Origin of the sequence: Pseudobacter sp. (assembly GCF_051955275.1) — a bacterium.
Lineage (GTDB): Bacteria > Bacteroidota > Bacteroidia > Chitinophagales > Chitinophagaceae > Pseudobacter.
The window spans coordinates 24030-37463 of record NZ_JBQCGW010000192.1; the positions used below are offsets into that span (position 1 = coordinate 24030).

General features: G+C 48.0%; 15 protein-coding genes. 4 read left to right on the forward strand and 11 right to left on the reverse strand.

Annotated elements, in window-relative coordinates:
* Positions 1 to 137: 137 nt before the first annotated feature.
* Both ACTHMC_RS16800 and ACTHMC_RS16805 read right to left on the reverse strand, forming a co-directional pair.
* Entirely contained in the window at positions 138 to 638 is a 501-nt protein-coding gene (locus ACTHMC_RS16800; RefSeq protein ID WP_440414766.1) for a dihydrofolate reductase, read from the reverse strand.
* A gap of 21 nt (positions 639 to 659) precedes the next feature.
* On the reverse strand, positions 660 to 1472 hold the full coding sequence (locus tag ACTHMC_RS16805) for a thymidylate synthase (RefSeq protein WP_440414768.1): 813 nt from the start codon (positions 1470 to 1472) through the stop codon (positions 660 to 662).
* 110 nt (positions 1473 to 1582) lie between these two features.
* Between ACTHMC_RS16805 and ACTHMC_RS16810 the strand changes: the two genes are divergently transcribed.
* Genes ACTHMC_RS16810 through ACTHMC_RS16820 form a run of 3 tightly spaced genes read left to right on the forward strand, consistent with a single transcriptional unit; the run spans position 1583 to position 2983 of the window.
* On the forward strand, positions 1583 to 2110 hold the full coding sequence (locus tag ACTHMC_RS16810) for an RNA polymerase sigma factor (RefSeq protein ID WP_440414770.1): 528 nt from the start codon (positions 1583 to 1585) through the stop codon (positions 2108 to 2110).
* On the forward strand, positions 2091 to 2348 hold the full coding sequence (locus ACTHMC_RS16815) for a hypothetical protein (protein ID WP_440414771.1): 258 nt from the start codon (positions 2091 to 2093) through the stop codon (positions 2346 to 2348). Before ACTHMC_RS16810 ends, ACTHMC_RS16815 begins: the two co-directional genes overlap by 20 nt.
* 2 nt (positions 2349 to 2350) lie before the next feature.
* The gene (locus ACTHMC_RS16820; RefSeq protein WP_440414772.1) at positions 2351 to 2983 is read left to right on the forward strand and encodes an ATP-dependent Clp protease proteolytic subunit; all 633 of its coding nucleotides are present in this window, start codon (positions 2351 to 2353) and stop codon (positions 2981 to 2983) included.
* Positions 2984 to 3053: 70 nt separating this feature from the next.
* Here ACTHMC_RS16820 and ACTHMC_RS16825 read toward each other — a convergent pair whose 3' ends face one another.
* Positions 3054 to 3449, reverse strand: a complete 396-nt coding sequence (locus ACTHMC_RS16825; RefSeq protein WP_440414773.1) for a hypothetical protein — start codon at positions 3447 to 3449, stop codon at positions 3054 to 3056.
* Positions 3450 to 3693: 244 nt separating this feature from the next.
* On the opposite strand from ACTHMC_RS16825, the gene ACTHMC_RS16830 reads away from it, so the two are divergent.
* A complete protein-coding gene (locus ACTHMC_RS16830; RefSeq protein WP_440414774.1) occupies positions 3694 to 3861 on the forward strand; it encodes a hypothetical protein in 168 nt (55 codons plus the stop codon).
* 186 nt (positions 3862 to 4047) lie between these two features.
* On the opposite strand, the gene ACTHMC_RS16835 is transcribed toward ACTHMC_RS16830, so the two are convergent.
* The 8 genes from ACTHMC_RS16835 to ACTHMC_RS16870 form a co-directional block, all read right to left on the reverse strand.
* Positions 4048 to 5463 carry a hypothetical protein gene (locus tag ACTHMC_RS16835; protein WP_440414776.1) on the reverse strand — a complete coding sequence of 472 codons (1416 nt, stop codon included), beginning with the start codon at positions 5461 to 5463 and terminating at the stop codon, positions 4048 to 4050.
* 187 nt (positions 5464 to 5650) lie between these two features.
* Positions 5651 to 6445 (reverse strand): SDR family NAD(P)-dependent oxidoreductase, encoded by a 795-nt coding sequence (locus ACTHMC_RS16840; protein WP_440414777.1) that lies wholly within the window; start codon positions 6443 to 6445, stop codon positions 5651 to 5653.
* 55 nt (positions 6446 to 6500) lie between these two features.
* Positions 6501 to 7139, reverse strand: a complete 639-nt coding sequence (locus ACTHMC_RS16845) for a hypothetical protein (RefSeq protein ID WP_440414779.1) — start codon at positions 7137 to 7139, stop codon at positions 6501 to 6503.
* Between the two features lie 167 nt (positions 7140 to 7306).
* Positions 7307 to 7810 (reverse strand): DUF1440 domain-containing protein, encoded by a 504-nt coding sequence (locus ACTHMC_RS16850; protein WP_440414781.1) that lies wholly within the window; start codon positions 7808 to 7810, stop codon positions 7307 to 7309.
* A 90-nt stretch (positions 7811 to 7900) separates the two neighbouring features.
* Positions 7901 to 8614 carry a LytR/AlgR family response regulator transcription factor gene (locus tag ACTHMC_RS16855; protein WP_440414783.1) on the reverse strand — a complete coding sequence of 238 codons (714 nt, stop codon included), beginning with the start codon at positions 8612 to 8614 and terminating at the stop codon, positions 7901 to 7903.
* Positions 8580 to 9662: a sensor histidine kinase gene (locus ACTHMC_RS16860; protein ID WP_440414784.1), complete on the reverse strand. Its 1083-nt coding sequence runs from the start codon at positions 9660 to 9662 to the stop codon at positions 8580 to 8582. The genes ACTHMC_RS16855 and ACTHMC_RS16860 overlap by 35 nt, the downstream gene beginning before the upstream one ends.
* Positions 9663 to 9752: 90 nt before the next feature.
* Positions 9753 to 10745 carry an outer membrane beta-barrel protein gene (locus ACTHMC_RS16865; RefSeq protein WP_440414785.1) on the reverse strand — a complete coding sequence of 331 codons (993 nt, stop codon included), beginning with the start codon at positions 10743 to 10745 and terminating at the stop codon, positions 9753 to 9755.
* Between the two features lie 156 nt (positions 10746 to 10901).
* A complete protein-coding gene (locus ACTHMC_RS16870; RefSeq protein ID WP_440414787.1) occupies positions 10902 to 13316 on the reverse strand; it encodes a mechanosensitive ion channel domain-containing protein in 2415 nt (804 codons plus the stop codon).
* Between the last annotated feature and the right edge of the window lie 118 nt (positions 13317 to 13434).

Genomic DNA, 13434 nt, shown 5'->3' on the forward strand with positions numbered 1-13434 from the left:
ATTGTATTAGTGGATTCTCTTAATAACCGGTAGAGCAGGCGGGGTTATTGTACAGGTGATGGATTGGCTGGTAATGGAAAGGTAAGGTTTTGCATTTTGTTCTCATAAGTAAGGTACGTAGTGGTGGTTGAAATTTTTTATCGGCCTGGCCGTCTTCGCCAGATCTGGAAACTATACGCGTATGCATGTTTTTCGTCGGCCTCGTGATCCTGGTGCCATTCCATTTCCCAGGTACCTGGATCAAGTTCGGGAAAAAAAGCATCTCCTTCAATTACGGTATGCACCCGGGTGAGCACAATTTTGGTAGTAAGCGGCAATGCCTGCCTGAAGATCTCTCCTCCCCCGATCACAAAGGCCTCATTGGCATCGGTATCTGCGGCTGCTTTGATGGCTTCTTCAAGACTGGATGTAACTATGACGTCATCTGCGGTCCAGTCATGTTGCCGGGTGATCACGATATTGGTCCTGCCTTTGAGCGGTTTGCCCAGGGAATCATAGGTTTTTCGTCCCATGATCACCGGCATGCCCCAGGTGGTGTTCTTGAAGAACTTCATATCGTTGGGCAGGCTCCAGAGCAGCTGGTTATCCTTCCCGATCACATTATTTTCTGAAGCCGCAACGGCAAATGAAATGGTCATATCCTTTCTTTAGACATTGAACTACACGGCAACGGGGGCCTTGATGCCCGGGTGGCTCTGGTAGTTTTCCAGGGTAAAGTCTTCAAATGTAAATGCATACAGGTCCTTCACCGCAGGGTTCAGCTTCATCACCGGTAATGGATAGGGTGTTCTGCTCAGTTGAAGCAGGGCCTGTTCCCGGTGGTTATTATACAGATGCACATCCCCGAAGGTATGCACAAAAATGCCTGGTTCCATATCGCAAACCTGGGCCACCATCATGGTGAGCAGGGCATAAGAGGCTGTATTGAAAGGTACTCCCAGGAATACATCGGCTGAGCGCTGGTACAGCTGGCAGCTGAGCTTCGGCTTTCCGCCTTCAGTTGCCGGCTCCACGTAAAACTGGAAGAGGGCATGGCAGGGCATGAGCGCCATTTCAGGCAGTTCCGCAACATTCCACGCGCTAACGATGATCCTTCTGCTGTCAGGATTGTTCTTCAGCTGTTTCAGTACATCCTGGATCTGGTCGAACTTCTTGCCATCGGCCCCGGCCCAGCTTCTCCACTGTTTGCCGTACACAGGTCCAAGGTCTCCGTTCTCATCAGCCCATTCGTCCCAGATGCTGACGCCATGATCTTTGAGGTATTTAATATTGGTATCTCCCTGGAGGAACCAGAGGAGCTCATAGATGATACTCTTGAGGTGCAGTTTCTTGGTGGTCACCATGGGAAAGCCCTCACTGAGGTCAAACCGCATCTGGTAACCAAAATAACTGGTAGTGCCGGTTCCCGTCCGGTCAGATTTGGACACGCCCTTATCGAGGATGAGGCGAAGTAAGTCCAGGTATTGTTGCATAGGCGCAAGTTAATAAAAAATGGTTTTGCGGGCCGGATGAAACTATTTTTTTACCTTTTGGGTGATCCTGTCTCCAATTCCGGCACAAACAGGTAAAACCCCGTTCTTTTATGGCAACAATTTCAGAACAGGAAATGTTGAGGATCTACCGGGAATCCTTTCCCCGCGTGGCTTTAGTGGTGCGCAACCTGGGGGGCGACCTGGACCTTGCCCGGGACCTTTTTCACGATGCACTGATCATCTATTTTGAGAAACGCCGTTCGGGCACGCTGGAAATTAACAGTTCTGAAACGGCGTACCTGACCGGGATCGTCCGCAATCTCTGGTACCGGCAGTTCAGAAATCAGCTCCCTGTACATTCGCTGGATGCATCCAGCGAAGAAATAATGTATTATGAAGAGGACCGGCAGTTGGAATACCTGGTCACCAACCACCTCAACGAGTTCCTGAAAACGGCCGGCAAGAAATGCATGGAACTGTTACAGGCGTTTTATTATGATCAGCAGTCCATGCAGGAGATCGCATCACAATTTCATTTTTCTTCCGCCCGGTCGGCCACCGTGCAGAAGTTCAAATGCCTGGAAAAACTCCGTGAACAACTAAAATCCTCTCCCCTGTATGCGGAAGCCTTTGCTTGATATGGAGACTACGGAGCGTTATCTGTTCAACAGGATGACGGAGACTGAGAAAGCCGGTTTCACGGTGAGGCTGCTTACGGAACCGGAGCTCTATGAACAAATGGTTTTGCAGCAATGTACCTACCGGCTGATCCGCTACCAGGCCAGACAGCAACAGAAACAGCAACTTCAACACATACATACTCACCTGATGCAGGATCCTGAATTCAGTAAGCTCCTGCATCAAATATTCCAATAGTTATGCCGCTCATACCAACGGTCATAGACACCACCACGCGTGGCGCCTATGATATCTACAGCCTTTTGCTGAAGGAAAGAATCATTTTCCTCGGCACTGCCATCGACGACTCGGTAGCCAACCTGATAGTGGCGCAGCTGCTGTATCTCGACAGTGAAAGTCATCAGCCCATCAGTTTGTACATCCACTCTCCGGGTGGTGTGATCTATGCGGGTTTTGCCATCTATGACACCATGAAGATCCTGAAGTCGCCCGTAAGCACTATTGCTGTGGGTTTCAGTGGCAGCATGGGAACGGTATTGCTGACAGCGGGCGCAAAAGGACAGCGTTATGCCCTTCCCCATGCCACAGTACACATGCATCCTGCGGGCGGCGGCGCCAAAGGATATACGGAAGATGTTCGCATTGCGTACCAGGAACAGGAAAGATTACAGGACCAGTTATTTTATGTAATAGCGAAAAATACAGGGCATGCTTATGAAGAAATTGAAGCGATGTACCGCCGTGATAAATTCATGAATGCAGAAGAAGCAAAAGAATACGGACTGGTGGATGAGATTCTGGGAGATGCTGATGATCTGGCAGCTATCAGGAATTTACAGAAGACGATAACGCCGGTTGGTTTCAGAAAATAACCGAAATAAAAAACCTGCGCCGGCCGGACCGTTTCGCAGGTGTGAACTATAGCAAAAAGAAAATCCGGAACTATTTTATACGAATATATTTCTGACCACATCCTTCTATACATCTTCCGTATAAACGCAATGTATCTTTATCAACCGTGTACATCAGATTCATTTTATCCGCCAGTCCTGGTTTTAGCAGGTAAAGCTCTTTATCATTTTCAAGATGGTACATTGTGTATTCCGCATATCCAGGATAGGTTTCAGCATTGGAAGAGAACTCACCGCCTGTGCCGAATTCTACGATCAGGTTATCAGATGGAGCAGGTGCGTACACAAGCGGGCCGGCAGGACTGTACCAGTATTCAGTCATTTTCCATTTGCCCGCGAGCCTCTCAGCTTCCGCGTCCCCATTGCGTTTATTACATTGAAATGCCATGAGCGTAAAGGCAAGGCATACATACAGCAGTTTGGTCATAAAAAATCATTTGCTCATCTGACACCCCCGCTTCTGTTTCCGTTGCTTGCAACTGCAACAATTATTATGTGTTTCAGAAGCAGGATTTATCATTCATCTTCGATGTATATGCGTTGATATATTGATACAAATCAAAGTAACTGCAGGTTGATCATCGATGTTGGTAATTCAAAAAAATCAGCCTTATTTTTAGGGTATCCCAACAACCAGAATTTCAGTTAACCCCTGAGATACTCTAAGCCGTATGTTGAAATTTTCGCTTGTAATGAGTGCCATTGTACTATTGGCCAACTGCTGTAAAAACGCAGAGCAAAGGCTCAGGCAGGAGTGTGATGATTGCGGACAGGAGTTTGTGCAGGCAGTGAAGGAAGAAGTTGTTGTTCCCGAGGAGCTGTATGAAGAAAACCAGTAAAAGAAAAACCTGCACCCTGACATAAATGACCAGGGCACAGGTTGGGCTACTATCAGGAATTTTACAAGCCTTGCTCAGGAAAAGGATAAGGTGTGAGCGGTTCCAGGATAAGCGTTTACAGTAGTCCTTCAACACCGGCGCAGCATTGAAACAGGACGAGTACAGCGGTCAAGAATATGGAAATGATCAGGCCGTTTCTTTTGAAGCTTCTGCAGAAACAGGCTCCACTTCCGCCAGTTCAAGGGGCGCCTGCCCTTGCTGCCATTGCATCCAACCGGCATTGAGCGATCTGGCCAGCTCACTGTAGATCCGCACCAGCAGGTTACTGCTGAGCTCCAGTTTGCTCTCCAGTTCTTTTGCCTTCTGCTGTTCTTTCTGCAGATCAGCTTTCAATGTTTCCATCGTCTGCTGACGGGCATCTATATCTGTGCGGAGTGTTGCATGTTCTTCCTGCATATCGCGGAGGCTGCTTTCCAGCTGATTCACCTGCAGGGTCTTCTCCTCTATCTTTTGCTGCTGTAATTGTTGTTCCTGCTGGCTGATCAGTGCAGTGGCCTGCCATTCGGTGGCCTCTTCATGGATCTTAGCCGCTTCCTGTTTCTTTTCTGCCAGCTCTTCTGAGAGGACCTGTATGCGGTATTCGAATTTTTCGCTTTTATCTTTCATCTCACGGAGATGTGTAGCTGCTTCATCAGCCTTCCTTTCCAGCTGGTGGAAAGTTTTGATCCGCTGATCAAGTTGCTGTTGCAGGAATTCCACCTGCAACTTCTTTTCTGAAGCCAGGTCCTGCAGGTATTCACCTTCATTTACCCTGTTCTTCAACTGGTTGTTTTCTTCTTCTGCCTTTGCCAGCAACTCTTCTAAAACTGCAATGCGTTGCAGATCGATGCCATTGCTTTCTGCAGCAGCTATCACGGGTTTTTCATTGTTCTTATCAGGGTTTGCAGAAGATTGCTCCAGTGCAGCAAAATGCTGCTGCAACTGTTCATGCGCTGCGCGAAGGGCTGCCAGCTCGTTCACCAGTTGCTCCTTCTCTTCCCGGTGTTGTGAGCCCATTTCTTCCACCTGTTGCGAGAAGCAGGTCTGCAATTTTTCAATCTCCGCTTTGGCATGTACTACAGCCTGTTCTGCATCACGGACCTGCTGTTGCAGTTTATCACGTTCCGCCTCAGTGAGCGGCTTCTCATTCTCAGACTGGTGCTGTTTTCCGTTGTACGCCTTGTTGCGGAGGTCTTCGTATTTGTATTCCAGATCTTTATAATCTTCTTTGAGGATGGCATAATCTTCCCGGTACTTCCTTACTTCAGCTTCATACTTTTTAAGCAGGGTGGTATTCTCCGGGTTGGAACTGGCAAGCCAGTCGGGCAGCACCTGCGGTGCAGCAGGAACGGGATCTGAAGGATCAGAACTGCCTGCCATGGCAAGCTTCCAGCCAGAGGTATCCAATGGATGGGAAACATCATTATCAGGCAACTTTTTACGGCGGCGATAATGCAGATAGATTGTCATTCCTACGGCTATAACAGTTAATGGCACAGCAATCCATAATACAATTTGCAAAAACTGTTTGAACTCGTAGAGCGATACGAGCAGTAATATCATCAGTTGAAAATTTTACGTAGAATTATTCCATCAATAGAAGTCTGCGCCGTGTCCAGCTAATTCTTTTTTTATTCAGTGTACGGTGAGGGAGTAAGAAATCTGTCGCTGAAATTTTTGCAAGAATGATACCAAAAATGAATAAAAGCCCTGTTTGGACAAGGCTTTTATTCACATTTATCGAAAAAGATCAGAAGATGGTTTTGAGCACACCGCCGTCGGCGCGCAGTGATGCGCCATTAGTGGCGGATGCTAAAGGGCTGGAAACATACACGATCATACTGGCTATTTCATCTACTGCGGTAAATCTTTGCAGCAGAGAGCTGGGACGTGCATCTTTGAAGAAGTTCTTTTCAATTTCCTGAACACTGGTCTGCTGTGCGTCAGCGAGATCCTGCATAAAACCACCCACACCTTCCGACATGGTTGGACCGGGCAGTACTGAATTCACCGTCACATTGGTGCCTTTGGTATATTCGGCCAAACCACGGCTGACAGCCAGCTGCGCCGTTTTGGTCATACCATAATGCACCATTTCTTCAGGGATATTGATGGCCGATTCACTGGAAATGAAAATGATCCTTCCCCAGTTCTTCGCCAGCATCGGTTTCACATAATGACGGCTCAGCCTCACTCCGCTCATCACATTGATCTCATAGAAGCGGAGCCAGTCTTCATCAGGGATCTCCATAAAAGGCTTAGGCTCGAAAATGGAAACATTATTGATGAGGATATCCACTTCCGGCAATTGCTTCAGCAACGCGTCTACCTCATTCACTTTTGAGAAATCCGCAGCAATGCCGCTGATCTTACCACCGGGCACCAACTCCTTCAACTGTTCTACTGCTTTGTCTACCCGCTCTTTGCTTCTTCCATTGATCACCACATCTGCACCTTCCTGCAACATCAGTTTAGCTGTGGCAAATCCGATCCCGGCTGTTGAGCCGGTGATCAGCGCCTTTTTGTTTGTCAATTTCAGGTCCATATCATTTCATTTGTACAGACAGATAACAACAGTTGCAGCTAAATAGTTTGAGCTATTATTTGCCGGGGATCACCCCCTTCTTCACCATATCACTCACTACGGTTTTGGTAAAGCCGGCAGCCAGCGTGGATGCGTTGGAGGGATCGAACGATCGGGTCTGCGCTGAATACTCCAGCCTGTCCTGCCCTACATTATAGAGGTTTGCTTCCAGTGTGTAATTGGTGGTATTGGTGTAATAGCCTGGCTCATACACGCGGTTATACATGGTTCTCCAGGAGCGCCAGTAACGGCTGTAATATGTATAATATGGCGTGTAATTGACGCGGCCCGGCGTATAGTATTTTTCTTTCTCCTTATCCAGCAGCGCCAGGATAACGATGCCATCATAACCGTCGCTCTTCACTTTGCTCACCACTTCATCGTCACTCAGCTTCTCGAAGGCCTTGGGGCCATAGGTTTCCGAGCCTGCCACGGCGTTGATATTATTAGTTTTTAGTGAATTCACCATTGCCATTTCAATATTGTCGCGGATGGACCGGTCCTTCGAGCCCGTAAGCCCTACCACCAGCACTTTATTGTAGGTATTGAGGTTGGCATTCTCTGCCTTCCAGGAACTGAGCAGTTCTGTACTGCTGCAGGACGCTGCCGTGAATATCACCAGCAGGGCAACCATCCCCGATATGAGCTGTTTCATGGATTATCATTTAGTTGAATAATGATATCCGTTACAATTGTATTGCCAAACACTCAGTTCAGTTTTTGCATTTAGTGGGTAGTTGTATACACGCCTTATTCCAGTGCTGAAAACACCGGAATAAATTTTTTAATGGATTGAATGTCAGTCTTTGGGATATACGCAGGCTATAACTTATTACTGTAATATTTGCGGGCGAGGAAAGCAATTGGCAGTCCGATCATGAACATGAGTATCACTATATTGATGAGCGCTTTGGAAAAATCGAATGGTGGTGGTGTGAGCTTCGACAGCGGGATCACAAGCCCGTTCATGATTGCCCAGGCAACAAGGCCATAGGCCAGCCCCCAGAGTATTGGAAACTTTTGAAGGAATGGAAGATATGGATACAGGAGGAAGTAAACGGTAGCAAACATCAACGCAAAGCAATAGTGGAATACCAGCCCCACAACCGCCATCCCTATTCCGCCCTCAAAGGCAGTTCTGCCGATGGCTCCGCTGGCAATACCCTGTAAGATCCGGATGGGTTTGAAAGTACCGGAAACAAGTCCATTAACCGTAATGGCTGCAATGATATCCAGTGTACCTGCCAACAGTGTTGCCATCAAGATGGCTTTCAGCAGGGATCCGCTGGCTGAGTGTACAGGCGAAGGTGTTGCGATGGTTGACATACTTTTGGGTTTCTTTAAAGTTATCCCATAACGCAAACCCTGATCCTGCAAATCGACCAACTACCTTTCATGGTATATGGATAACAGGTTTCATCCCTGTTCCAGTTCCCGCAACACCAGTTCCTTGTAGCTCCTGCCGATCGGAATGAGCTTTCCGCTCACTTCCACATCAGTGGCCGTGAATGCATCGATCTTATCCTTGGCTACGATGAAGGACCGGTGTACGCGCAGGAAATTATTCCTGGCCAGCAGTTCTTCGATCTGGCCTAATTGAAATTTAGTGAGGATAGTCTTCCCTTTAGTGGTGATTCGGATATATTCTTTGAGGCTTTCTATATAGAGCATTTCATCGAGATACACTTTCACTCTCTTCTTGCTCACATTGAAGAAGAAGTATGTTCTTGCGGGGGCTGCAACCGTTGCTTCCACACCGGCCTGCCTGGGTTCCTGCTGAACTTTGAGTTTATTCACAGCCATGAGAAAACGGCTGAACTCTATAGGTTTCAGCAGGTAGTCAACCACATTGTGCTCATACCCCTGCAATGCATATTCCTGGTAAGCGCTCGTAATGATCACTGCTGGCGGGTGTTTCAACGATTTCAGAAAATCCAGTCCCTTCAGTTTCGGCAAATGAATATCCAGGAAGATGAGATCGATGGATTCATTCTGCAATAATTCCAATGCAAATATGGCGTCGTTACAAATGCCTTTGAGTTGCAGAAAGGGGATCTGCTCCACATAATCCCGCAGCACTTCAGCAGCCAGCGGCTCATCTTCCACTATGATACAACGATAGGTTTGCATGACTGTTCAGGTTAATGGTGAGCTGTACTTTGAAAGTATCGGGTTGGTTGTAAACTTCCAGTGTATGATGCGCATACATCAGTTCCAGCTGGCGGCGCACATTGCTGAGACCGATGCTGTCTGTGACCTTGTCCCTGCCATTGTCTTCTTTGGTATTCTCGATGGTAAAACTCAGCTGGCCATTCTTCAGCGTCAGCGCAATATCCACATAGGAATCGAACCGGGTTTCGCTGACTCCATGTTTGAAGGCGTTCTCCACGAAAGGCAGTAGCAACAGCGGCGCTACCTGTTGTGTTTCACTGTCTGTTTCTTTGTAAAAGGTGATGGTGAGCCGGTCACTGTACCGGATCTTCTCCAGTTCCAGGTAATCATCCAGCATACGCAGTTCTTCCGTAAGCGGAATGAAATCCTTATTGCTTTCATAAAGCATGAAGCGAAGCAGCTTGGAAAGCTTCATCACCACTTCGGCGGTGTCTTCGGATTTTTTTCGCGCCAGCGCATAGATATTATTGAGCGTATTGAAAAGGAAATGTGGGTTGGTCTGGTTGCGCAGGTACTTGAGCTCGGTAGTATGTTTTTCGCGCAGGAGTATTTTCTCCCGCTCTTTCGCTGCCAGTTGGATGCGGCCCAAACGCAGGGCCACGGCAGCTCCTGCAGCAAATCCAATATCGATCACAGCAAAAAGCGTCCGGCTGATATCGAATAGCGGGCGTTGCGGAGCCAGGTTGTAAATGGCATAGGGAATCACATAGTAATTGAAAATAACACGGTATAACACAACGGAAACCAGTGATGCTACAGCTGCAACAGCGATATTGTTCCAGAACTTTCCTTTTTCCTGTATTACACGGTTGACCGTTACATACATCACAAAATAAGCCAGGAGCAGCTTGGGAATGTTCAGTGCCATCATGATATGCACAGAGATCCACCACTGCTGCCATTGAGAGAATTCATGCAGCATAGGTTCCATCCATACCATTTCCAGCAGGGTTGCCTGCAGTGTATATACAAACCAGAAAATAAAATGGAGCAGGAATCTTTTCATGTATCCTTAAAAATCGGAAAAAATATCCTGCCGCCGGAAAAAAACCTACGGGTGAGGTTTTCCTGCATACAAACAACCTCTTGCGGGGCCTTACAGTCTGATCCTCAATCCCAGGTTTGCTCCCAGCCCACCGATATTGATATATGACTTAAGGTCATTGGCAGGTGCGTTGTTGTTCTTATAGTTGGTGGTAGTGCCACTGGTACCGGTTGGAGTATTGGAATTCTGATCCAGTGTGGTCACATAATCCGTATTGCGTTCCGCCACACTGAGATCATCCAGACCGCGGTTGATATCTGTCCCTACCTGCTGCCCGGTATTGGTATTGATGATCTTCGTATTCTCGCGGTAGCTGGTCACTACTTTGCTTTTGCTCTTCACGGGAACATTGCGGTACTCGGCTTCCAGGAAGATGCCCAGCCGGTTATTGATAGCATAGGTGACACCTAAAGCACCCTGAAATCCGATGGTAGGGCTCGGCTCGATCTCTTCCTTACGACTGATCATTGTTTTAGCCTGCACAAATGAAGGCTGTCCGGCTACCGCGCTGGTGCGACTGGCATCCGTTTCAATATACAGCCTGCCCCATACCGGCACCACAAATCCGAAACGCACGTAGGGATTGAATTTATCATAACCCGGACTGATCACAATACTGGGCGCCACATCAACGGCCTGCACGTACCCTTTCGACTCGATCTTTCCCACCTCCGTTTCTGTATTCTGAATAGTGGTGAGGCTCCTGGTCATCAGGTTCTTTTTACTGCTGTAATAGTTGGCAGTAAGCTCAACAGAGATATACTGGTTGATCACATACCCAAGACTGGCACCACCGCGGATGCCTTCTCCATAGGATCCGGTGAGCACTTTCTCACGAAGTACAGTTGTATTTCCATTATTCGGGTTCACAGCTACATGCTCATCACGCGGAGGATATGGCCCCACATCCGGAAATTGCCCGGGCGACACACTGAAGAAATAACCACCGGCCACTTTAAAATAAAATCCTTTCCTGTTCAATTGTGCATTGGCTGAAAAAACAATGGCACTGGCTGCAATTACTGTCAGAAGAATACGGCGCATAAGTATACTGTTTGGTGAATACTTGATTGTTTCATGCAAATACGCTGCCGCGCATAAGTATCCTACAGTAAAGGAAAAGGGAGGAATTACAAATCTAACTAAAAAGGCCGGTATCCCTGATAAAGAGAAATACCGGCCTTCATTATTAAGGTGAATTTAATCGATGCTGAGATTCTTCTGGTTCAATTGCTGATGCAGCAAGATCAGCACATCGCTCTTCGCTTCTTCTGATTTGAAAACATCGGCGCACCAGAAATATGCTTTTACATCATACCCATTCTCATTCACTTTTGTGAAGAGGATCTGCGGCTCCCTGTTTTCAAAAATGAATCTGGAAGAACGGATAGCATCCCTGATCGCTGAGGATACCACTTCCATATCCTTACTGCCACTCACACTCAGTTCCATCTCCAGCCGGATCTGGTTATTGCTGAGTGTATAGTTCACGATCTGCTGCCCCAGGATATCACCATTCGGGATGATCACTTCCGCACCATCAGGTGTCATCAGGGTACTGGAACGAAGACCGATCTCACGCACACGCCCTGTCTTATCCCCCACTTCCACCGAATCGCCGATCTGCAGCGGCCTGTCGAAAATGAGGATGATACCTGATACGAAGTTGTTCACGATATTCTGTAAACCCAGACCGATACCAACACCCAGCGCACCAAGCACAATGGTGATCTTATCAACAGGCACTCCGGAAGCGGCTACCGCCAACAGGTAACCGAGACAAAGCAAGATCAGTCTTGCGATCAGCAGCCTGGAGCGCTGACTCTTGTTATGCACTTCATCATCGCCGCCCGTATCTCCGAAGAAATAACCCACATACTTCTGCAGCAGGTGCGCAATCCAGATGATCATGAAGAAGAGCAGCACACCGCCGATAGTGAAGCTGGCGTTCCCGATACTCCGGGAATGATCCAGGAATTCGGTCAGGCCGTTGAGCACTGAAGTATAAATATTCAGATTGGTAGTGAATACGATGACCCAGAGCACCACCACCAGGAAGAGCAATGGCTTACGGAACCCGCTGAGCACATGTTCATGCTCAAACTGTGAAGTGACGCCGCGCTTTACACGGCTGGTAACGATCTGCAGCAGGATGGCTTCCATAGCGATCCTGCTGAATACTGCCAGGCCGATAGCCTGCGTGAAGCTGAAGATAGCAGCCGTTCCCAGGATCTGCGCCAGCGAAAACCGGCCCCAGATATTGAAGAGGATGCTGAGCACATTCATCACGTTATGCAGGATGATCACAAATCGGAGGAAGCCTTTCAGTTGAAGGTTATCCTTCATCCGCAACAGGAACATCCAGCCGAATACAACACTGAGCACATTCAGCACAATCAGCCATAGACGGATACCGAACCCGGGATCCACTGCATGATGCATCAGGGAGAACAGGATATAGAGCACTACCATCACCATCCAGTTCCAGAACAATCGACGTGGCCATTTCTTCCAGCAGATAATGCTCAGGATGATGAGCAGCAGGAACTGCATGGATTCGATATAAGCCGACGGCGCATGCAGATCGAACAACGGCGCAATGGAGAACATGATGATGAAAGCGGAAACGATATAACCTGAAGGCAGGTAGCTGAAATCCAGATCCTGCAATACATGCAGGCTGTTCAGTTTTTTCAGTTTCCTGATATTCCTGTACATCCATAAAAAGAATACGAAGCCGATGAGCAGGAGGAAGAGGCGTTTATTGCCACTGTCCTTGAAGTAATAACGGATAGCTTTCCGCTCTCCGTCATACGCTTTGCTGAAGGAGGACCTTTCGCTGGCGTCCAGGTGAGAAGTATCCCGCTCCCATAGGTAATTGTATTCTTTTCCGAAGATGCGCGACGCGGAAGTGTCCAGCAACGTATTTACTTTTTCCAGCAGTTGCGATGCCGTGATGGAATGGGAAGAGTTTTTGGTTTGCAGGAGATTGATGGTGGCAATGCTTTCCCGCAGGTGTTTGGTGCTGCTGCGCCAGTTAACCCGCATATCTTTCAACTGCTGGCTGAACTGCAGGCGCAGCGCGGAATCCCGTTGTACCTGCCTTAATACAGAGTCTGCCCGGAGCTTTGAAAGATTATTGCGAAGGCCGTTGAGGCGGTTCTCAGTACTATCCAGCAATTCCCGGTGCTCCCTGGTCTCCCGCTGGATATTGAGCAGCAGGGTACGGAAGACCTGGAGATTACGCAGATTGAGGGCACCTGCATTATTCAACACATTATCTTTTAAAACGGCCAGCACGGAGTCATTATCTGTCTGATGCTCAATGATCAGTTTCACTCCCAGCCCCAGCTCACTCTTGCTGTCTATATTATCCAGCGCCACATAACTTCTTTCGATGGCCAGCTGATAATCACTGCTATTGAGTTTGGCGGAGTCTGAGAAGAGATCGGAGAAGCCGCGGTTCTTACGGGCAGTATCATTACGGAAACCGGTGGTATCCCTGAACTGGCGGGTTGAATCGGGGAGGTTTTGACGGATACGCACTGAATCCTGTGCTTCGGCAGCCAGACTCACCATGCTTAGGATACAAAACAGTATCAGAGGGTTTTTCATGTTGCAGATTTTGCTGGTGCTAATCTATAAAAAGAAAACCGATTATTGGAAAGGATCTGGTGAGCTGCCCCCATTTCATGTCGCAGTGCCCAGTTGCTCGCCTCCCGGCGAGTGACTG